The organism is Streptomyces jeddahensis (assembly GCF_001642995.1).
Lineage (GTDB): Bacteria > Actinomycetota > Actinomycetes > Streptomycetales > Streptomycetaceae > Streptomyces > Streptomyces jeddahensis.
Window position 1 is genome coordinate 16,568 of the sequence record NZ_LOHS01000017.1, and the last position, 20,407, is coordinate 36,974.

The window sequence follows — 20,407 nt, forward strand, 5'->3', positions numbered from 1 at the left end:
TGGCCGCCGGGCGTCCAGCGGCTTGGTGGGCCGGTCGCGGCACTAACGGGCGCGTCTGCTTCGCACTCCGGTCATAGTCGAGGTGAGCGTGCAGCCCGCCAGTACCAGCGCGACGCTCGTCGCGGTCATGGGGGCCATCAGCGCGGGCGCCCCGGTGTCGGCGAGGAGGCCCCGTCGGACGTAGGTGTGGGTGACGGAGATGACGCTGGTCGCGTCCTCGGCGATGGTGACGGCGGCCGGTTCGATCCGTACGCCGCCTGCGAGTTCCACCTTCTTGTTCTCGCCCGTGTCCCGCTCGGTCACCGCGCACCGCGTGCCGGTCGGGATGCCGGTGACCACCGGCTGCTCGTGCGTGCCCGCCTCCGCGCGCGCGTCGACGGCGAACTGCCGGTCGAACGCGCCGTCCTGGCCGTCGCAGTGGAGGTCGAGGACCACGGTCCCCTGCCCGCCCGCTGCCGGGCCGTCGATGGTGACGTCGACCTGCAGCGAACCGACCGCCCGCTCATAGGTGTTGGTGACGGACACCTGCTGGGTCTCCTCGGAGGCGATCGTGACGGTGGAGGGTTCGATGGCGGTCGTGGCGGTGACGAGGCCGTTGTCGCCGTCCGAACTCTCGCTGATCGTGCACACACTGCCGGCCGGGATGCCGGTGAGCGACCGCGCGTGGTCACCGGCGGGCGTGCCGGCCCCGAGGGTCACCGTGCGGTGCTGGTCGAGGCCGGACTCGGGGTCCCGGCAGTCCACCTCGATCACCTTCGCGTCCTGGAGCCCGGCCGCCTCGCCGTCGACCCGGACCCCGAAGTCCACGCCGCCGGCGGGGAAGGGCTGGAGCACCGCGCCGGCCCGCACCACCAGTTCGGTCTCCTGCGCCAGTACGAGCGTCTGGGCGTCCTCCAGGCCGTCGTTCGTCCCGTCGTAGAGCAGGACGTTGCCCTCCACGACGTCGGTGACGCGTTCGAGGACGAAGCCCTGCGGGTCCTCGTCCGAGACGCTCCGGGCCCACAGCCGCGTGCCGGGCTGCACGGTGTCGCCATCCTCGAGCTGGTTCTGGCCCGCGGAGTCGATGAACACCTCGACCCCGGTGATCTGGATCGTCGCCGGGCCGTCGGCGGTGACCGTGAACGGGCCGACGATCTCGCCGGTCGCCGGCGCCGGCATCTGCTCGGGCGTGACGGACAGCTCCGGTTCCGCCGGCTCCGCGCTCGGCCCGTTGGCCAGCGCGTCCGCGACGATGGCCGCGGTGTACGTACGGATCGTGGCGCTGGTACCGGTGGTCGCCAGGACGTACTTGTCGGTGAAGAACCAGACGGCCGCCTGCACCGCGGCTGCCCGGTGGGCGAGGGTGGCACCGGACGGTTCGCCGGTGGTGGGGTAGTAGCGCTGCAGGATGTACTCGACGTAGCCGAGGTTCGGGACGTTCGCCTCGCTCCACTCGCCGAGCTCGTAGTTCACACCGGTCTCGGTGTCGGTGAACAGGTCGATGCAGTACGTGAGTCCGGTGCGCCCGGTGAGCTGGTCCTGGACCACGATCGTTCCCGCGTACGCGGGGTCGTGCACGGTGGATCCGTCGGGGATGGTGGCGGGATAGCCGTCGAGCGGATCGAAACCGGCCGGTGCGGTGGAGCCGTTGACGGTGGTGCCGACGCCGGTACCGGTGATCGTGGCCTCGGTGAACAGGCCCGCCGGGTCGGTGTACACGGGTGCCGGCCGGTACACCGCGAACGCCGCCGTGGGATTCGCCAAGGCCATGAGCACGCCCGCCACGGCGACGATCATCGTTCGGACGGCCGTGTTCGCCAGGGTCCGGCGCAGCCGGAGCACGCAATGGTGACGCTTGCCCAAAATGTCCCCTGCAGTAATGAATGGGGACATGAAAAGCTCACGGCCCCATACCAGGATTTGGTGACTTTCGGGCCAATCGTGACAAAACGTCACTGCAAGTTGACCACGACATGGCGTTCGTCATCATCAGCCACGCCTACGATTGACGATTCGAGCAGGCGTACGAACAGGGTGTGTGCACCGACCGGCCGGATACACCCGGCCGGGCTCTGGCGCCTACTTGACCGTTCGCGCGCGCAGACCCAGCGGTCCCGCGATCTCCCTCGCCATGACCTTGCCGGCCTCCTCCGCCAGCGTGTCGTCGCCGAGACCCTGGTCGGTGTCGAGGCCGTCCAGGTCCTCCAGCGGCTGGTTCAGGCGGACGTGGGCCACCAGGGACTGCAGGGCGCGCAGGGCGGCCGAGGCGGTGGCGCCCCAGTTGGAGAAGTAGGAGAACTGCCACCACCACAGGGCCTCGGTCGTGCGGCCCTCGCGGTAGTGGGCCATGCCGTGGCGTAGGTCCGCGACGACATCGGCCAGGTCGTCCGAGATGCGGCAGGCGACGGGCGCCTTCCGCGGCTCGTACGGGTCGAAGACCTCGGAGTAGACGTCCACCGGGTCGAGGAGGACGGCGAGGCGCTCGCGCAGGTCGTCCACGTCCTGCTCCGGGCCCAGGTCCGGCTCGTAGCGCTCATCCGGGACGAAGTCCTCGTGCGCGCCCAGCCTGCCGCCCGCCAGGAGGAGCTGGGACACCTCGAGGAGCAGGAAGGGAACGGCCGAGTCCGGCTCGTCGCCCTTTGCGACCTCGTCGACGGCGACGAGGAAGCTGCCGACCTGGTCGGAGATCTGGACGGCGAAGTCGCCCGGATCGTTCGTGACCGTGTTCAGCGTGGCGTCAGACATCTAGCAGTCGTCTCCCCTCGAAAGCGCGGCCCAGAGTGACCTCGTCCGCGTATTCCAGATCGCCTCCCACCGGGAGTCCGCTGGCCAGACGGGTGACCCTGAGGCCCATGGGCTTGATCATGCGCGCGAGGTACGTGGCCGTGGCCTCGCCCTCCAGATTCGGGTCCGTGGCCAGGATCAGCTCGGTGACCGTGCCGTCGGCAAGACGGGCCAGCAGTTCCCGGATCCGCAGGTCGTCGGGGCCCACGCCCTCGATCGGGCTGATCGCGCCGCCCAGGACGTGGTAGCGGCCGCGGAACTCCCGGGTCCGCTCGATCGCCACGACGTCCTTGGGCTCCTCGACCACGCAGATCACGGCGGGGTCGCGGCGCGGGTCGCGGCAGATGCCGCAGTTCTCCTCCTGGGCGACGTTGCCGCAGACCGCGCAGAAGCGGACCTTGGCCTTCACCTCGAGGAGCGCCTGGGCCAGCCGGCGCACGTCCGTGGGCTCCGCCTGCAGGATGTGGAAGGCGATCCGCTGCGCGCTCTTGGGACCGACGCCGGGCAGCCTGCCCAACTCGTCGATGAGGTCCTGGACCACGCCTTCGTACAACGGACTGCCTTCCTCTTGCTTCGTTCGATACGTACCGTGCTTCGCCTGCCGTGGTACGTACGGTAGTTGGCCGTTCCCGGTCCTAGAAGGGAAGGCCCGGAATGCCGCTGCCGCCGCCGAGGCCCTGGGCCAGCGGGCCCAGCTTCTCCTGCTGCAGCGCCTGTGCGTTCTCGTTCGCCGCCTGGACCGCCGCGACGATCAGGTCGGCGAGGGTCTCGGTGTCCTCCGGGTCCACCGCCTTCGGGTCGATCTCGAGGGCGCGGAGCTCACCGGAGCCGGTCACCGTCGCCTTCACGAGGCCGCCGCCTGCCTGGCCGTCGACCTCCGTCGCCGCCAGCTCCTCCTGCGCCTGGGCGAGGTCCTGCTGCATCTTCTGGGCCTGCTGCAGCAGCTGCTGCATGTTGGGCTGGCCACCACCGGGGATCACGATCAGCTCCTGAGACTGTCTGGGACTGGGACGGCTGGGTTCTTGCCGGGACCGCTGGGTTCTTGCTGGGGGCTGGATTCTTGCCGCGTTTCCGCGGTTCTTCACCTGGCACGAGCCTACGTGGTCAGGGTGGCGCGCGCTCCAGCACTCTTTCGAGTGACGCGGCGAGGCCCCCTATATCTGATCAAGCACCCCTTCCGGGCGGAAAGACCTCGAAACAGCCCTCATGCCCACCCATTGGGCGGTAGGAAGGGTGCCGCGCATCAGCATCAGGCGCCGCACATTCATCGCACGTTCATCACGTACTGCAGCAGGAAGCAGCAGGTAGGGAGTGCCGGGTGAGCCAGCCGGAGATGCAGTCCGAGGGGCCGCCCCAGGTGGGGCGGGGAGAGCGTGGAGGGGTCGGAGGGGCCGGAGGGACCACAGGGTCCGGGCCCGGGGAGCAGGGCGGGCCCCGGCGGTCCGACCTGACCGGGCGGCCGTTCCCCCTCGGCGACTGGGGCGAGCCGGCCCAGCGGCTCGACGAGCTGTACCGGTGGGTGGAGCAGGGTGCGCTGACCACCGCCGAGTGGTATCTGGCGGACCGGGCCTGGAAGCGGCGCGGCGCGCGTGCGCTGCGGGCCGGGACGGCGCTGGGCGCGGTCGTGGGGGCCGCGCTGCCCGTGCTCGATCTGACGCGGGTGGTGGGCGGGGTTGCGCCCTGGGGCTGCCTGGCCCTGCTGCTCGCGCTGGCGTGCGCCCTGGGCGACCGGTACTTCGGGCTGACCTCCGGGTGGATGAGGGACGTGGCCACGGCGCAGGCCGTGCACCGGCGGCTGCAGGTCCTGCAGTTCGACTGGGCGTCGGAGTGCGTACGGGAGGTGCTGGGCCCCACCGAGGGGACGGCCGGCGAGGCCGCCGAGCGGTGCCTGGGGGTGCTGCGGCGGTTCTCGGAGGATCTGACGGAGCTGGTGCGAGCCGAGACCGCGGACTGGATGCTGCAGTTCCGGTCGTGGGGAGCGCCGCTGGCGATGCAGGGGGCTGCCGCCGGCGGGGACGGCGGGGCGCGGGTGCCCGAGGGGCCGCCGCCAGGGCGGCTCCTCGGGCCGGTGGCGCCGGGGACGCGGCCCAACATGCCGCGGCAGCGGCCGCCGGAGCCGCGATGACGGGTTCCCCTCCGGGGAACCCGTCTGGGGCGGGCGCCTGGGCCTGCCGTCCCGATGGCGGTGCGCCTTCTGTTGTCTTCGGGTCGGGTCCGCGCCTTGACCGTTGTGGGCAATCGTTCCGCTGGGGGTGCCCCCAGGCCCTTAAGGCTCTGGGGGAGGAACGGGTGGGCACAACCCCACGACGGCGCGCGCCCCCTGGCGTCCCCCTGGCGTCAGCTGAAGACGATCATGGAGCCTTGGGCGAGGCTCCGGGTCGCGGCCGCGTGGAGGCCCAGCCACACGTGGCGTTCCCGCGCGAAGGGGCTGTCGTCGTGGGGAGCCGGCGCCGCCGGTTCCTCCAGGGCCGTGGGCGCCGCAGGCGGAAGCGGGGCCGCCGGAGGGTTCGCGGGGTCGATGCCTATCGAGGGGGCCACGTACTCCAGTTCCCGCAGGAGCGCGTGCGAGGAGCCCAGCGGACCGCCTCCGGCCAGGAGCTCGTCGTTGGTCAGGGGCGAGGGGAAGTCCAGGGGGACGTAGGCCCCGGCATGGTCGTAGTGCCACACGAGGTGGGACTGCTGTGCCGTCGACTCGAACATCTCCAGGAGCTGTTCGTAGTCGCCGCCCAGCTCGTCGACGGGTGTGACGGCCAGCCCGCAGATCTGGAGCAGATACGCGCGGCGCAGGAAGTGCAGCGCGTCGTAGTCGAAGCCCGCCACGGGGGCCACGTCACCGGACAGGCCCGGCATGTACGCGTAGACCGGGACCGGCGGCAGTCCGGCCTCGTCCAGTGCCTTGTCGTAGATCGCGAGTTCCTCGGCGAACGGGTTGTCGGGGCTGTGGCACAGCACGTCGACGAGCGGGACCAGCCAGAGGTCACAGGCCAAGGGAGCTCCTCGCATAGCACTTCTCGTACTTCACGGTGGTCAGGGCAGCGTAGTGCCGGAGTGCGCCCCTCAGCTGCCCTGCTGCAGATCCCATATCCAGACGCCGACGGCCCACTCCCCTCGGGCCGTCGCTCATTCGGCGGCAAGCCGCTCGATGAGCGCGAGGGAGTGCTCGTGGTAGTCGGCGACGATCGAGAACGCGGCGCTGCGGTCGCGGCGCAGGAATGCGTCGATGAGGTCGGTGTGCCCGGACCACAGCATCCCTCTGAGATTGTCGACGCGGCGCAGATGGCCGACCGCGCAGGCCCAGGACTGGACGAGCAGGCGGTTCGAGAAGTCCGAGAGGTACGGGTTGCCGAAGAGCGTTGCGAGCTCGCGCCAGAAGCGGATGTCGTAGCCGATGAGGACGATCAGGTCGCCGGCCACCGCGGCGCGCCGGGCCTCCTCTCCCCGGCGGCGTACGGCGATGAAAGTCGCGGTGATGGCGTCCCGCCCGTGCAGGGAAACCCCGGACACCCCGGACTCGTCCTTGGGCGGAGAGACCGACTCGCGCCGGAGGCGGACGGCGTCGATGTCGCGGAACATCGCCGCCGCCATGAGGCCGCGGGCTTCGACAAGGCTGCGGTAGTCGGCCAGCGAGAACTCGTGCACGCAGAATCCGCGGTGCTGGACGGCGTCCAGCAGGCCCTGCGCGGACAGGTCGACGAGGGCCTCGCGCACGGGGGTCGCCGAGACGCCGTACTGCTCGGCGATCTCCTTGACGGTGAACTCCTGGCCCGGCTTGAGGCGGCCGGCGAGTACCTCGTCACGGAGCGCGTCAGCGATCTGCTGTCGCAGAGTGCTGCGGGTGACGGCGCTGTCGCGCATGGTGAGGTCCCTCTCCGTGTCGCTTACCGCACGTCAGCCTACGCGGATCGGTGCGGTGTGCACCGGTGTGCGCGGATGCGGACCTCTGCCGGCCTGCGCCCCCATACGGCGGCGCGCCCCACCTGGCGGTGGGGCGCGCCGTGCGCCGGGGGCCGTTCCCGTACTTCAGACCGTGTGCTCGTCCGCCACCGACAGCGCCTCGTCCAGCGCCGCCAGGCCCTCCTTCGCCTCGGCCTCCGAGATGGTGCAGGGAGGTACGACATGGGTGCGGTTCATGTTCACGAAGGGCCACAGGCCGTGCTTCTTCGCGGCGGCGGCGAACGCCGCCATGGGGGCGTTCGCATCGCCCGCCGCGTTGTACGGCACCAGCGGCTCCCGGGTCTCCCGGTCCCGTACCAGCTCCACGGCCCAGAAGGCCCCCAGGCCGCGCACCTCGCCGACGCTCGGGTGGCGCCCGGCGAGCTCGTGCAGGCCGGGCCCGAGCACGGTCGCGCCGATGTGCGCCGCGTGCTCGACGACGCCCTCCTCCGCCATGACGCCGATCGTCGCGACGGCGGCGGCGCAGGCCAGCGGATGGCCGGAGTACGTGAGCCCGCCCGGGTAGGGCCTGCGGGCGAACGTCTCGGCGATGGCGCCCGAGATCGCGACACCGCCGAGCGGCACGTATCCGGAGTTGACGCCCTTGGCGAACGTCATCAGGTCCGGCACCACGTCGAAGTGCTCGGCCGCGAACCACGTGCCCGTACGGCCGAAGCCCGCCATCACCTCGTCCAGGACGAAGACGATGCCGTACCGGTCGCAGATCTCGCGGACGCCCGCGAGATAGCCCGGCGGCGGCACCATGATCCCGGCCGTGCCGGGCACCGTTTCGAGGATGATCGCGGCGATCGTCGCCGGGCCCTCGAAGGCGATCGTGTCCTCGAGGTGCTGCAGCGCGCGCTGGCACTCCTGCTCCTCGGTCTCCGCGTGGAACGGCGAGCGGTAGAGGAAGGGCGCCCAGAAGTGGACGACGCCCGCGGAGCCGTTGTCGGACGGCCAGCGGCGCGGGTCGCCCGTGACGTTGATCGCCGTCGACGTGGCGCCGTGGTAGGAGCGGTATGCGCTGAGGACCTTGTGGCGGCCGGTGTGCAGACGCGCCATGCGCACGGCGTTCTCGACGGCCTCCGCGCCGCCGTTGGTGAAGAAGATCTTGTCCAGGTCGCCGGGGGTCCGCTCGGCGACCAGACGCGCGGCCTCCGAGCGGGCCTCGAGGGCGAAGGCGGGCGCGAAGGTGGCGAGCTTCCCGGCCTGCTCCTGGATGGCCGCGACGACCTTCGGGTGCTGATAGCCGATGTTCGCGAAGACGAGGCCGCTGGTGAAGTCCAGGTAGCGGTTGCCGTCGTAGTCCCAGAAGTACGACCCCTCGGCACCGGCGACGGCGAGCGGGTCGATGAGCTCCTGCGCTGACCAGGAGTGGAAGACGTGCGCGCGGTCCGCGGCCTTCACGGCGGCGCCGGCCTGGGAAGGGGTCTGAGGGGTCATGCGGGCGAGCGTAGGTGTGACCGGCACCTACCGGGTATCGGCGTCCTGTCTGCGCTCCGGCGCTTTCCGCGACAGTATGTCGGGGCTTTTCGTCTCGGCGGTTTTCGCGTCGGGGCTTTTCGTGTCGGCGGTTTTGGCGACAGTGTGTCGGGCCTGGCGCGGCACTGCTCCTCGGACCGGGGCCCGCACTATTCTCGGTCTGCTGCACGTACGGGTGCATGTGCTTGGGGAGCACGTGCCGGGGGGAGGGTGAGCCGTGGCGCTGGAGAAGCTGGGGCCGGGGGATCCGCAGGCCATCGGGGCGTACCGGCTGCTGGCGCGGCTCGGTGCGGGGGGCATGGGCCAGGTCTATCTGGCCCGTTCGGACCGAGGGCGCACGGTCGCGGTCAAGCTGGTCCGCCGGGAGCTCGCCGAGCAGGAGGAGTTCAGGAGCCGCTTCCGGCTCGAGGTGCAGGCCGCGCGGCGGGTCGGCGGGCAGTGGACGGCGCCGGTGCTCGACGCGGATACCGAGGCGGCGATTCCGTGGGTGGCCACGGGGTATGTCGCCGGGCCATCGCTGGGGGCCGTCGTGTCCCGCGACCACGGGGCGCTGCCGGAACGTTCCGTACGCATCCTCGCGGCCGGTCTTGCGCACGCGCTGAAGGACATCCACGCGGCGGGGCTCATCCACCGGGACCTCAAGCCGTCCAACGTGCTGGTGACCATCGACGGGCCGCGCGTCATCGACTTCGGCATCGCCCGGGCGCTGGAGACCGTGACGGACGGGGGCCTGACGCGGACCGGCGCGCTGGTCGGCTCCCCCGGTTTCATGGCTCCCGAGCAGGTACGGGGCGACCGGATCACGCCCGCGTGCGACGTGTTCTGCCTCGGCTCGGTGCTGGCGTATGCGGCGACGGGGCAGCTGCCCTTCGGCACGGCCAACAGCGGTGTGCACGCGCTGATGTTCCGTATCGCGCAGGAGGAACCGGACCTGGACCGGCTTCCCGAACGCCTCACCGACCTGGTTCGCGACTGCCTCCGCAAGGACCCGGCCGCCCGTCCGTCGCTCGACGACATCCTGGACCGCACGGGTGCGCAGGACACGGTCGGCGACGGCCGCGCCCGCGACCCGTGGCTGCCGAGCGCGTTGGTCGCCCGGCTGGGGCGGCATGCGGTGCGGTTGCTGGAGACGGAGAATCCGGAGGGCGCGGGGGCGGGGGCCGCCGCCGCGGCTGGGCCGGCCGGGCCCGCCCGGCCGGCGGGGGTGCCGCAGGGCGATGCGGCGGGGACGCCGGGGGCGGATCCCGCGGGGGCGTGGCGATACGGTTCCGCAGCGGCGTCGGGCGCCACTGCGGCAGCGGCAGCTGCCCAGGGCGGTGACACGACCGCGGCACCGGGGGCTGGTCCCGCCGCGGCACACCCCGCTGGCCACGACGGTGCGCCGGCTGCGGTCCCGGGGCCCCGGCCAGCCGAAGCCCTGGGGGCTGCGCCGGCGGGAACCCAGGGGCCCACGCCCGCGGGCGGGCACGGCTCCGGACCCGCGGGCGCACAAGGGAGCGCCCCTGCCGGGAGCGCCCCTGCCGGACCACAGCACAGCGGCGCCGGTGACGCACAGCGCCCAGGGCCCGCGGGACCGCACGGAGCCGCGGGAGAGCAGGGAGCCGCGCCGCCAGAGGCACAGGGACCGGCACCAGCCGGACCACAGGGAACCGTGCCCCCAGGCGGATACGGCACCGGTCCCGCCGCCGCACCGCAAGGCACCAGCCCCGCCGCACCGCAAGGCACCAGCGTCGCCGCAGGGGCTCAGAATGGCGTCCCGACCGCCCCACAAGGCCCGACGCCCCAGGCGGTCCCAGGGGCCGGAACCGCAGGGCCGCACGGGCCGCACGGTGCCGGCCCCGCCAGGCCCGGAGCACCCTGGCCCCCCGAGGCCCAAGCCGGCGGCTCCGGCCCGGCAGTCCACGCCAATGAACCGCCGTACGGGCCCGATGGGCCCGGCGGACAGGGCGGCACCCCACCGCCGCCCGGCAGCCCCGGGCAGCCCCCCGTCGACCACCTCCCCACGCAGATCTCCGGCCCCCCGCCCGTCCCGGCCCCGCGGCCCTCGGGGCAGCCCGGTGCGCCCGGGTACGGCTATCCGCAGGGCCATTCCCAGCCCCACCCGTCGGCCTACGGCTACCCGCAGCCAGGCGGATACGGCCCCTCCGTGCCCCCGTACGGCCCGGGCGGCGTCCCCTCGACGTACGAGCCGTACGAGCCGGGCGGCATGGCACCCACGCCCCCGTACGGGCCGGGGAGCGCCCCGTCCGTGTACGGCACCGTCGTCGGCGGTCCCGGGAGCGGGCACGAGCCCCCGCCCAGGAGCCGTCGCTCGACCATCGCCCTGATCGCGGCCGCTCTCGTCGTGGCGGTCGGTGCCGGGGGGTCCGTCTATGCGGTGATGAAGGGCGACGGCGAACCGCTCGCCGGCGGCGACGCCAAGCCGTCGGCCTCCTCCAGCGGCCCCGCGGAGCCGGGCTCGCAGACGCCCGGGGCAAGCGGGACGCCCTCCGGGAGTTCCGGGACGCCGCAGACGTCGCCGACCGCCTCCGTCGGCGGCGAGGTGCCGGAGAAGTACCTCGGCACCTGGACCGGCGGCATCGACAACGACGCCGGTCACAACACGCGCCGCCTCGTCATCCAGCAGGGCGAGGTCGGTGACACCGTGCTCTCGCTGACCGCGGACGGGCCGGCCGAGGGCGGCGGAACGTATCACTGCGTGTTCCAGGCGAAGCTCGCGTCCGCCCCGTCCGGTGAGGGGCCCCTCCGTATCGGCCCGTCGACGGTGACCGCCGGTGAACCGGCGTCCTCCTGCACTCCCGGCGCCGCCACCACCCTCACGATCCTGCCGGACGGCCGCCTCCGGCGCGTGAACACGGAGACCGGCGAGCAGTTGACGTACACGAAGGCCGGCTGACCACCGTCACGAAGCCCGGCTGACCCCCGTCACGAAGCCCGGCTGACCACCGTCGTTGAACTCCGGACGAACATCTGACGACCATTCAGGCAAAGCGTTCCGCCTCGGGCCGACGGCCCGTACGGTGACCGGACCGACGAGCCGGTGACCGGCGATGAGGGGGCGGGGGGAACGTCGTGGAGTGGCTCAGCGCCGAGAACATCGTGGCTGTCGGCACCGCCGTGCTCGGCGTGCTGACCTCGGCCGGCGTGCTCTGGTACGAGCGCCGCGTCCCCCGCCGCAAACGCATCGGCTACCGGATCCAGCTCGACACGCCCATAGGCCGGGACGGCCACGACGGCAGGGCGAACGTACGTCTCGGCTGGTTCGCCGAGGCCCCCGGCATGGAGGACGCCACGCTCGTCCTCCTGCGGATCGAGAACGACGGCTCGCAGAGCATCGATGAGAGCGACTACACCCGGCGCGAACTGCACGGTCTGGAAGCCGTCTTCGCCGAGCGGACGATCCGGGGCGTCGTCGTCAGCGTGCCCCGGACCGCCTCCCACCTGATGGGCCATTTCACCGAGGCCGCGGGCCTGCGCTACGACGGCGCCACCCTCTGCATCCCCCGCGTCCCGCTCAACAGGGGCGAGCACTACAAACTGCTGTGCGTGCTCTCCGGCGGCGGCGTCGGCCGCGAGGTCAGGCTCGAGGGAGGCATCAAGGAGGGCGATATCAAGCCCAACCGGTCCACCACACCGGACGACAAGCCGCCGCTCTTCAGCCGCGCCGCCCGCGTCATCACCGTGCTGCTCACCGTCTGCGTCGTCGTCCTCGCCGGCATCATCGTCGTACGCGACGACTCGCGGCCCCCGATGGGCTGCGCGGCAGGCGAGTTGAGGGTCATCGGCTCCACGGCCTTCGCCCCGGTGATCGAGGAGCTCGCCGACAAGTACGAGAAGGACTGCGAAGCGGCGCACCCCACCGTCACGGTGGACACCCACGGCAGCACCGCCGGCATCCGCGCCCTCGACGAAGCGGGCGCGGACGCCAAGGACGGGTCCCCGCCGGTCATCACGCTCTCCGACGGCCCGAAGCCGGCCGGCTATCCGCACCTGCGCGAAAGCCGTGTCGCCGTCTCGGTCTTCGCGCTCGTCCTGAACGACGACGTCCCCCTGAAGAACCTCAAGCTCACCGACGTCCGCCGCCTCTACCGCGGCGAGATCCGCAACTGGAAGCAGCTCGGCGGCCCCGACCTGCCCGTACGCCTGGTCAGCCGGGACGCGAACTCCGGCACCCGGCAGGTCTTCCAGCGCCGCGTCCTGGAGGCCGGCGAACTCGCCAACACCTCGCTCGACTGCGTCAACAAGGACACTCCGGACGCCGCCGTCGTCCGCTGCGAACTCGACAGCACCGACCAGGTGCTGAAGACGGTGGCCAAGGTTCCCGGCGCCATCGGCTACAGCGAGCTCCGCGCCGCCACCAGCCTCAAGGGCCTGCACCGCCTGAACCTGGACGGCGAGGAGCCGTCCCTGGACGCCCTCGAACACGGCGACCGCGACGGCTACCCGTACCGCGAGATCGAGTACGCCTACACCTACGGCCAGCCACCCGCCGACTCCCTCGCCTCCAGCTTCCTCGCCTACATGAGCCGAGGCAGCGGCCAGGACGTCATCCGCACCCACGGCCACCTGCCGTGCGCGACACCGGAGGGGCTGCGGATCTGCGGCGAGGACCCCTGACGCGCGTGGACTGAAAACGTCCCGGCGGCCGGAAGGCCACCGGGACGTTCTCGCGTACCGCGTCCTAGCGTCCTAGAGGAACGAGTTGATCTGGATCGTCTCGTCCCGGCCCGGGCCCACGCCGATCGCGGAGATCGGCGCGCCGGACATCTCCTCCAGGGCCTTGACGTAGTTCTGGGCGTTCTTCGGCAGGTCGGAGAACGACTTGGCGCCCGTGATGTCCTCGGACCAGCCCGGGAGCGTCTCGTAGACCGGCTTCGCGTGGTGGAAGTCGGACTGCGAGTACGGGAGCTCCTCGACGCGCTTGCCGTCGATCTCGTACGCGACGCAGACCGGGATCTCCTCCCAGCCGGTCAGGACGTCCAGCTTGGTGAGGAAGAAGTCGGTCAGGCCGTTCACGCGGGTCGCGTAACGCGCGATCACCGCGTCGAACCAGCCGCAGCGGCGGTCACGGCCGGTGGTCACGCCCCGCTCGCCGCCGATGCGGCGCAGCGCCTCGCCGTCCGCGTCGAAGAGCTCGGTCGGGAACGGGCCCGCGCCGACGCGCGTCGTGTAGGCCTTGAGGATGCCGATGACCCGGCTGATCTTCGTCGGGCCCACGCCCGTGCCCGTGCAGGCGCCGCCCGCGGTCGGGTTCGAGGAGGTGACGAAGGGGTACGTGCCGTGGTCGATGTCGAGCAGCGTGCCCTGGCCCCCCTCGAAGAGGACGACCTTGTCCTGGTCGAGGGCGTCATTGAGGATCAGGGTGGTGTCCGCGACGTAGCTCTCGATCTGCGCCGCGTAACCGAGCAGCTCCTCGACGACCTGGTCCGCGGAGATCGCGCGGCGGTTGTAGAGCTTGGTGAGCAGCTGGTTCTTGACGTCGAGGGCCGCCTCGACCTTCTGCTGCAGGATCGACTCGTCGTACAGGTCCTGGACGCGGATGCCGACGCGGTTGATCTTGTCGGCGTACGTCGGGCCGATGCCGCGGCCGGTGGTGCCGATCTTCCGCTTCCCGAGGAAGCGTTCCGTCACCTTGTCGACGGTGACGTTGTACGGCGTGATGATGTGCGCGTTACCGCTGATCAGCAGCTTGGACGTGTCGACGCCGCGCTCGTTCAGACCGCTCAGCTCGGAGAGCAGGACCGACGGGTCGACGACGACGCCGTTGCCGATGACCGGAACGCATCCGGGGGAGAGGATTCCGGAAGGGAGGAGGTGGAGTGCATACTTCTGGTCACCTACGACCACCGTGTGGCCGGCGTTGTTACCACCCTGGTAGCGCACCACATAGTCCACGGATCCACCGAGCAGGTCGGTGGCCTTTCCCTTGCCTTCGTCACCCCACTGAGCACCGAGCAGCACAAGTGCGGGCACAGGCGTACACCCCTTCCGGGCGGGGCATGTCCAGGGTCAGGGGGCCGAAGCCGCCCGTACCGGTGTGCCCCGGAATAGACGAAGCCCCTGGGCGCAATAGCGCAAAGGGGCTCTTGCACCAAGATGCTACCCGAGGAAGCGAGGCAGGACCGAGGTGGCGGCTTCCGACCAGCTGCTGGTGGTCATCGATCCAGTGGCCCGGCGCAGCGATGGCGAGTCGGTACGCATTGCGAAAGACGTGCTCAGCGCGGGTGCGGCGACGAAAGTCTGCCTCCCGGACGGGCCCGAGGAATTCGCGAGAGCTCTCGCCCGGCGAGGGTCCCGGCGGCCCGTGCTGATCGGCGACGACCGGGCCCTGGCGCATGCGGTCGCCCTTCTGCACCGCGAGCGGGAACTGGCCTCGGCCGTGCTCTCCCTGGTGCCGGTGGGCACCTCGCTGTCGCTGGCGGAGACGCTAGGGGTGCCTACGGGGGCGGTGGCGGCGGCACGGGCCGTACTGGAGGGTGTCGAGCGGCGGCTGGACCTGCTGGTCGACGACCGGGACGGCGTGGTGCTCCGGGATCTGCGGATCCCCCCGCTCACCTTGCGAGAGGCCGCCGCGCAGCACGGCCCCGCGGGGGCGACAGCCTCGAGCGTGGTATCGGGGGTATCGGGGATACGCCCTTGGCTGCGCACCTGCCAGTCGCTCGTACGGACGCTCGTGCCGGCGCGACCGTCCCGGGACCCCGTGCCCGACCCCGGCGCCAGGTCCGGGCCCGCCCGGCTGCGGGTCGAGGTGGACGGCGTGACACTGGTCGACCTGGACCAGCCCCTGGAGGCCGTGTCCGTGGCCCCGAACGGCTCGGGCGTCGCCCACGTCGAGGTCCGCCCGTCCTCCATGAGCCCGGAGGCGGCCCCCCTGCGGGCAGCGGGCCACAGCGTGACCGTCTCGGGAGCGGACTTCCGCTACCGCGCGGACGCGCTGGTCTCCGGCCCGGTACGAAGCCGGACTTGGATGGTGCTGGCGGGGGCACTGAGGTTGACGTTGCCCGAGTGAGGGTTGCGCGGAGGGGTTGCCCGGCTGAGGGTGGGTCCTCCCGGATCAGCCGTCCTCGGATCAGCCGCTGCCGAAGGTCCTGTCGGGATCAGCCGCTGCCGAATGTCCTGTCGCGATGCAGGCGCCAGCGCTCCATCATGGCGTCCACCTCCCCCTCCATGAACTCGAAGAAGGCGAGGGTCTCGGCGAGGCGGCGGCCCGCCGGGGTGTCGGCACCCAGGCTGGAGACGCCCTCGCGCAGGGCGTCCTCCCAGCGCTTGATGAGCGCTTCACGATTGGTGAGGGCCTCGTACCACTGGTCGCTGTGGACCCGGTACCGCTCCCGCCGGGAGCCGGGCTCGCGCTCGCGGGACACCAGGTGCACCTGCGCGAGGTAGCGCACCGCGCCGGAGACCGCGGCCGGGGACACCTTCAGCCGTTCGCCCAGCTCGGCGGAGGTGAGCGTGCCCGTGTCGGAGGCGAGCAGCGCGGCGAAGACCCGGGCCGGCATGCGCGGTACGCCCGCCTCGACGAGCTGCGCCGCGAAGTGCTCCACGAACCGCGAGACGGTTTCCGGGTCCCGCTCCACCCCAGCCGTATCCGTCATGTCCTGATCATCTCCCTGCTCCCCACTCCCCGGCCGAGTTTATACGGTTTCTTAACTTCACAAATTTGTGAACATCTCGTAGCTTCTGAAGCATGACGAAGGCGATCACTGTCTCGGGCCTGCACAAGACGTTCGGCAGGACCCGCGCGCTGGACGGCCTCGACCTGGACGTCGAGACCGGTGAGGTCCACGGCTTCCTCGGTCCCAACGGCGCGGGGAAGTCCACCACCATCCGCGTCCTCCTCGGGCTGCTGCGCGCGGACTCCGGCGCCACACAGATGCTCGGCATGGACCCCTGGTCCGACGCGGTCGAGCTCCACCGCCGCGTCGCCTACGTCCCGGGCGACGTCACCCTGTGGCGGAACCTCAGCGGCGGCGAGGTCATCGACCTCTACGGGCGGCTGCGCGGAGGACTCGACAAGGCGCGGCGCGCGGACCTCATCGAGCGGTTCGAGCTCGACCCGACGAAGAAGGGCCGCACCTACTCCAAGGGCAACCGGCAGAAGGTCGCCCTGGTCGCCGCCTTCGCCTCCGACGTGGACCTGCTGATCCTGGACGAGCCGACCTCCGGGCTCGACCCACTCATGGAGGAGGTCTTCCAGAACTGCGTCGCCGAGGAACGCGCGCGCGGGCGGACCGTCCTGCTCTCCAGCCATGTGCTCAGCGAGGTCGAGGCGCTCTGCGACCGCGTGAGCATCATCCGCAAGGGCCGGACAGTCGAGTCGGGCTCGCTCGCGGACCTCAGGCATCTGACGCGTACGAGCGTGACGGCCGAACTCGCCGGTCCACCGAACGGGCTCTCGCACCTGCCGGGCGTGCACGACCTCGACGTACAGGGCCATCGGGTCAGGCTGCAGGTCGAGACCGACAAGCTCGACGCCGTGCTGCGGTCGCTGACGGAGTCGGGCGTGCGGTCGCTGACCTCGACGCCGCCCACGCTGGAGGAGCTGTTCCTGCGCCACTACCAGGACGACGTACTGACGGGCGAGGAAGAGGCGGTGGCCCGATGACCGCCGTGACCGCACCACGGTTCGCGGTCCGTGCGAGCGGGACGCGTCCGCTGGCCGGCGCGGGCACCCTCCTGAGGCTCGCCCTGCGCCGCGACCGGGTCATGATGCCGGTGTGGGTGGCCGTGGTCGTCCTGATGGTCGTCAGCGGCGTCTCGTCCATCGGGCAGCTCTACGACACGACCGCCAAGCGGGCGGAGCTCGCCGCGGACATGACCGCCAACGGCTCGATGCGCGCGATGTACGGGCCGGTGTTCGGGGACTCGCTCGGGGCGATCGTCACCTGGCGGTTCGGCGGCTTCGCGGCCGTCCTGGCAGCGGTGATGAGCCTGATGATCGTCGTCCGGCACACCCGGGAGGAAGAGGAGACCGGCCGCCACGAACTGCTGGCCTCCGCCGTGGTGGGCCGCAGGGCACCGCTGACGGCCGCACTGCTCGCGGCACTGGTGGCCAACACGGCGGTGGCTCTGCTCATCACCGCCGGGCTGTCCGGTCAGGGCACGGCGGGGGCTCTCGCGCTGGGCCTGGCCATCGGCGGCATCGGCATGCTCTTCGCGGGCATGGCGGCGATCATGGCGCAGCTCACCGAGAGCGCCCGGTTCGCCAGGGGGCTCACGGCGGCCGTGCTCGGCGCCGCCTTCCTGCTGAGGGCCACCGGCGACTCCGCGAGCGACGACGGCTCGTCCGTACTGACCTGGCTTTCGCCGCTCGGCTGGGCCGAGAACGCCCGGCCGTACGCGGACGAGCGCTGGTGGGTGCTGGCGCTGCTAGCGGCGGCCGTCGTGATCCAGTTGGCCATCGGCTACGTCCTCACCGAGCGGCGCGATGCCGGTATGAGCTTCCTGCCGACCCGGCCGGGCCCGGCCGAGGGCCGGATCTCCACCGCGGCCGGACTGGCCTGGCGGCTGCAGCGCGGCAGCGTCGTCAGCTGGGGCACCGGCTTCCTGCTCGCGGGGCTCGTCTTCGGCGGGATGACGGAAGGCGCTGCCGACCTGGTCGGCGACAACGAGGACGCCCGCGAGATCTTCGAGCGCATGGGCGGCCAGGCGGGCCTGACCGACGCGTTCCTCGCCGCGATGGTCGGCATGCTCGGCATGGTCGCCGCGCTGTACGTGGTGCAGTCCGTGCTGCGGCTGAGCGCCGAGGAGACCTCCGGGCGCGCCGAACCGGTACTGGCGAACGCGGTCGGCCGACTGCGCTGGGCGAGCGGCCATCTGCTCATCGCCTTCGGCGGCGCGGTGCTCGTCATGCTGCTGGGGGGCCTGGGTCTGGCACTCGGATACGGCAAGGAGTTCGGCCCGGTCCTCGGCGCGTCCCTCGTCCAGGTCCCGGCGATCTGGACGCTCGGCGCGCTCGCCCTGTTCCTGTACGGCATGTTCCCGAAGGCATCGGTGGCGGCGGGCTGGGCGGCCTCGGGCCTGGCACTCGCCCTCGGCTGGATCGGCCCGGCGCTCGACATCCCCCAAGCCGTGATGAACGTGTCGCCGTTCGGGCATCTGCCGAAGCTGCCGGGGCCGGAGATGGCGTGGACGCCGGTGGTGGTGCTGGCGGTGGTCGCGGCGGGGCTCGCCGCTGCGGGGATGACCGGGTTGCGGCGGCGGGACGTGACCACCTGACGGTGTCCGACGGGGTACGGCGCTCCGGACGCGGGCGAAGTCCGGGGCGCCGTCACGTGCTGCGGTGTCAGCGCACGTAGTTCTTGAGGATCTCCGTGTCGAGTTCGATGCCCACGGGAACCGGGATGGCGACCTTCTCACCGAACTTCACTGTGTGAGTGTCGCGGTAGCCACCGTCCTCCCGGTCGGGGTGGCTGTGCACTGTGACCGTGCAGGAGTCCCGGTCGATCAGCAGGTACACGGGAATTCCAGCCGCTCCGTACGCCAGCGGTTTCTCGTGCCGGTCCCGCTGGTCGGTGTCAGCGTCATACGACGTGACCTCGACCGTCATCAGCACTCCCTCGGGATCGGCCCACTCCCCCCGCCCAGCGAAGGTGCCTCTGGGAGCCAGAGAGCCGTCAGGGCGGGCACGGCCTCCGCGGTATTTCTCCACCTTCAGCCCTTGCTCACCGCTGTACAGAGCCCAGCCCGGCTGGTGCTGCATGCAGATCGCCCGCAACCATTCGATGATCTCGTTGTGATCTCCGTCCGCCACCTTCTTGACCCCGATCCGTCCGCCGATGAACTCGAACCTGACGGCGTCGTCGGTCTCCTTGGCCGCGATCACGGCGATCCTCTCGAACTCCTCCACCGACATCTGGGACGTCCGAGACATGCGCTCTGCCATAACCGTCATGGTGCCCTCCTTCGCAGGCGGGCACCAGCTTGCCGAGCCCCGACCGAGCGCCGACCGGATCCCGCAGCTGGTCAGCCCATCGGGTGATCAGCCGAGCTCGACTTGCAGCTCCTTCAACCCCCGGATGACGAAGCCCGGCTTTTGCTCCGGCTCGGCGGCCAACCGGAGCGTCGGCGCCTGGTCGAGCAACGCCCCGAGAGAGGCGGCCAGTTCGATACGGGCGAGCGGGGCGCCGATGCAGTAGTGGATGCCCGCGCTGAAGGAGATGTGCGGGTTGTCCGTGCGGGACAGGTTCAGGGTGTCGGGGTGGGAGAAGGCGTCCGGGTCGCGGTTGGCGGAGCCGAAGAGCATGGCGATCTCGGAGCCGCGCGGGATCGTCGTACCGCCTATCTCGATGTCGTCGAGCACCCAGCGCTCGAAGAGCTGGAGCGGGGTGTCGTAGCGGAGCAATTCCTCCACAGCTGTAGACAGCAGCGAGCGGTCGGCGCGCAGGGCGGCGAGCTGGTCGGGGTGGCGGAAGAGGGCCCACCAGCCGTTGACGGTGGCGTTGACGGTGGCCTCGTGCCCCGCGTTCAGCAGCAGCACGCACGTGGAGATCATCTCCTGCTCCGTGAGACGGTCCCCCTCGTCGTAGGCGGCGATGAGCCCCGAGATCAGGTCCTCACCGGGATCCTTGCGCCGCTCGGCGATCAGCTCCCGGAGATACGCAGAGAACTCGACCGACGCCTGAACCGCCCGACGGGCCGTCTCCTCGGGCGGGTTCAGCTCGTACATCCCGCAGATGTCCGCCGACCAGGGCCGCAGCAGCGGCCGGTCCGCCTCGGGGATGCCGAGCATCTCGGCGATGACGGCGACCGGCAGCGGTTCGGCGACGGCAGTCAGCAGATCGCCGCCGCCCTCCGCGACCAGCCCGCCGACCAGCCCAGACGCCAGCCGGTGCACATACGGACGCAACTGCTCGACGGTACGCGGCGTGAACGCCTTCGACACCAGGCGGCGGATCCGGGTGTGGTCCGGCGGCTCGAGGTCGAGCATCCCGTGGTCGTTGAGCACGTGGAACGGCTCGTGCTCGGCCGGCGGAGCCTGGCGTCCGAAGTCCTCGTGCGAGAAGCGGTGCTGGTACGTGCGCCCCAGCCGCCGGTCGCGCAGCAGCGCGGCCACGTCCGCGTGGAGCGGGACGAGCCACTGGTCGGTGGGCTCGTAGTAGTGCACCCGGCCACGGGCGCGCAGCTCGGCGTAGGCGGGATAGGGGTCGGCGACGAAGCCGGGCGACCAGGGGTCGAAGAGAAGGGCGGCGTCCATGCGTGGACGCTAACCGAAAGCGCCGCGGAGCGG

The 20,407-nt window shown here is 71.5% G+C and carries 17 protein-coding genes; 6 read left to right on the forward strand and 11 right to left on the reverse strand.

What is annotated here, in order from left to right:
- Positions 1–42: 42 nt before the first annotated feature.
- The 4 genes from STSP_RS38980 to STSP_RS00880 form a co-directional block, all read right to left on the reverse strand.
- Positions 43–1,776: a DUF5979 domain-containing protein gene (locus STSP_RS38980; protein ID WP_157902758.1), complete on the reverse strand. Its 1,734-nt coding sequence runs from the start codon at positions 1,774–1,776 to the stop codon at positions 43–45.
- A 282-nt stretch (positions 1,777–2,058) separates the two neighbouring features.
- The gene (locus STSP_RS00870; protein ID WP_067270641.1) at positions 2,059–2,724 is read right to left on the reverse strand and encodes a DUF5063 domain-containing protein; all 666 of its coding nucleotides are present in this window, start codon (positions 2,722–2,724) and stop codon (positions 2,059–2,061) included.
- Positions 2,717–3,316, reverse strand: coding sequence for a recombination mediator RecR (gene recR, locus STSP_RS00875; protein ID WP_067270644.1), 600 nt, complete (start codon positions 3,314–3,316; stop codon positions 2,717–2,719). Before recR ends, STSP_RS00870 begins: the two co-directional genes overlap by 8 nt.
- Positions 3,317–3,398: 82 nt before the next feature.
- The gene (locus STSP_RS00880) at positions 3,399–3,743 is read right to left on the reverse strand and encodes a YbaB/EbfC family nucleoid-associated protein (protein ID WP_067270646.1); all 345 of its coding nucleotides are present in this window, start codon (positions 3,741–3,743) and stop codon (positions 3,399–3,401) included.
- A 338-nt stretch (positions 3,744–4,081) separates the two neighbouring features.
- On the opposite strand from STSP_RS00880, the gene STSP_RS00885 reads away from it, so the two are divergent.
- Positions 4,082–4,888, forward strand: a complete 807-nt coding sequence (locus STSP_RS00885) for an SLATT domain-containing protein (protein ID WP_067270648.1) — start codon at positions 4,082–4,084, stop codon at positions 4,886–4,888.
- 212 nt (positions 4,889–5,100) lie between these two features.
- Here STSP_RS00885 and STSP_RS00890 read toward each other — a convergent pair whose 3' ends face one another.
- The 3 genes from STSP_RS00890 to STSP_RS00900 form a co-directional block, all read right to left on the reverse strand.
- Positions 5,101–5,751 carry a hypothetical protein gene (locus STSP_RS00890; protein WP_067270650.1) on the reverse strand — a complete coding sequence of 217 codons (651 nt, stop codon included), beginning with the start codon at positions 5,749–5,751 and terminating at the stop codon, positions 5,101–5,103.
- Between the two features lie 132 nt (positions 5,752–5,883).
- On the reverse strand, positions 5,884–6,618 hold the full coding sequence (locus STSP_RS00895; RefSeq protein ID WP_067270653.1) for a GntR family transcriptional regulator: 735 nt from the start codon (positions 6,616–6,618) through the stop codon (positions 5,884–5,886).
- Positions 6,619–6,783: 165 nt separating this feature from the next.
- Positions 6,784–8,139, reverse strand: a complete 1,356-nt coding sequence (locus STSP_RS00900) for an aspartate aminotransferase family protein (protein ID WP_067270656.1) — start codon at positions 8,137–8,139, stop codon at positions 6,784–6,786.
- 262 nt (positions 8,140–8,401) lie between these two features.
- On the opposite strand from STSP_RS00900, the gene STSP_RS36450 reads away from it, so the two are divergent.
- Entirely contained in the window at positions 8,402–11,074 is a 2,673-nt protein-coding gene (locus STSP_RS36450) for a serine/threonine-protein kinase (RefSeq protein WP_078066789.1), read from the forward strand.
- Positions 11,075–11,250: 176 nt separating this feature from the next.
- Positions 11,251–12,795, forward strand: coding sequence for a substrate-binding domain-containing protein (locus STSP_RS00910; RefSeq protein ID WP_067270658.1), 1,545 nt, complete (start codon positions 11,251–11,253; stop codon positions 12,793–12,795).
- A gap of 72 nt (positions 12,796–12,867) precedes the next feature.
- Here the strand turns inward: STSP_RS00910 and STSP_RS00915 are convergent, their stop codons facing one another.
- Positions 12,868–14,151: an adenylosuccinate synthase gene (locus tag STSP_RS00915; protein ID WP_067270661.1), complete on the reverse strand. Its 1,284-nt coding sequence runs from the start codon at positions 14,149–14,151 to the stop codon at positions 12,868–12,870.
- Between the two features lie 154 nt (positions 14,152–14,305).
- Here STSP_RS00915 and STSP_RS00920 point away from each other — a divergent pair, with 154 nt between their 5' ends.
- The gene (locus STSP_RS00920) at positions 14,306–15,187 is read left to right on the forward strand and encodes a diacylglycerol kinase family protein (protein ID WP_067270663.1); all 882 of its coding nucleotides are present in this window, start codon (positions 14,306–14,308) and stop codon (positions 15,185–15,187) included.
- 88 nt (positions 15,188–15,275) lie between these two features.
- On the opposite strand, the gene STSP_RS00925 is transcribed toward STSP_RS00920, so the two are convergent.
- On the reverse strand, positions 15,276–15,773 hold the full coding sequence (locus tag STSP_RS00925) for a GbsR/MarR family transcriptional regulator (RefSeq protein ID WP_067270666.1): 498 nt from the start codon (positions 15,771–15,773) through the stop codon (positions 15,276–15,278).
- A gap of 92 nt (positions 15,774–15,865) precedes the next feature.
- On the opposite strand from STSP_RS00925, the gene STSP_RS00930 reads away from it, so the two are divergent.
- Positions 15,866–16,783, forward strand: a complete 918-nt coding sequence (locus STSP_RS00930; protein ID WP_067270668.1) for an ABC transporter ATP-binding protein — start codon at positions 15,866–15,868, stop codon at positions 16,781–16,783.
- Positions 16,780–18,396, forward strand: coding sequence for an ABC transporter permease (locus tag STSP_RS00935; RefSeq protein WP_067270670.1), 1,617 nt, complete (start codon positions 16,780–16,782; stop codon positions 18,394–18,396). Before STSP_RS00930 ends, STSP_RS00935 begins: the two co-directional genes overlap by 4 nt.
- Positions 18,397–18,463: 67 nt before the next feature.
- Here STSP_RS00935 and STSP_RS00940 read toward each other — a convergent pair whose 3' ends face one another.
- Positions 18,464–19,072, reverse strand: coding sequence for a Uma2 family endonuclease (locus STSP_RS00940; RefSeq protein ID WP_067270672.1), 609 nt, complete (start codon positions 19,070–19,072; stop codon positions 18,464–18,466).
- Positions 19,073–19,159: 87 nt separating this feature from the next.
- Complete coding sequence (locus tag STSP_RS00945; RefSeq protein WP_067270675.1) at positions 19,160–20,374, reverse strand: cytochrome P450; 1,215 nt, start codon at positions 20,372–20,374, stop codon at positions 19,160–19,162.
- Positions 20,375–20,407 lie beyond the last annotated feature (33 nt).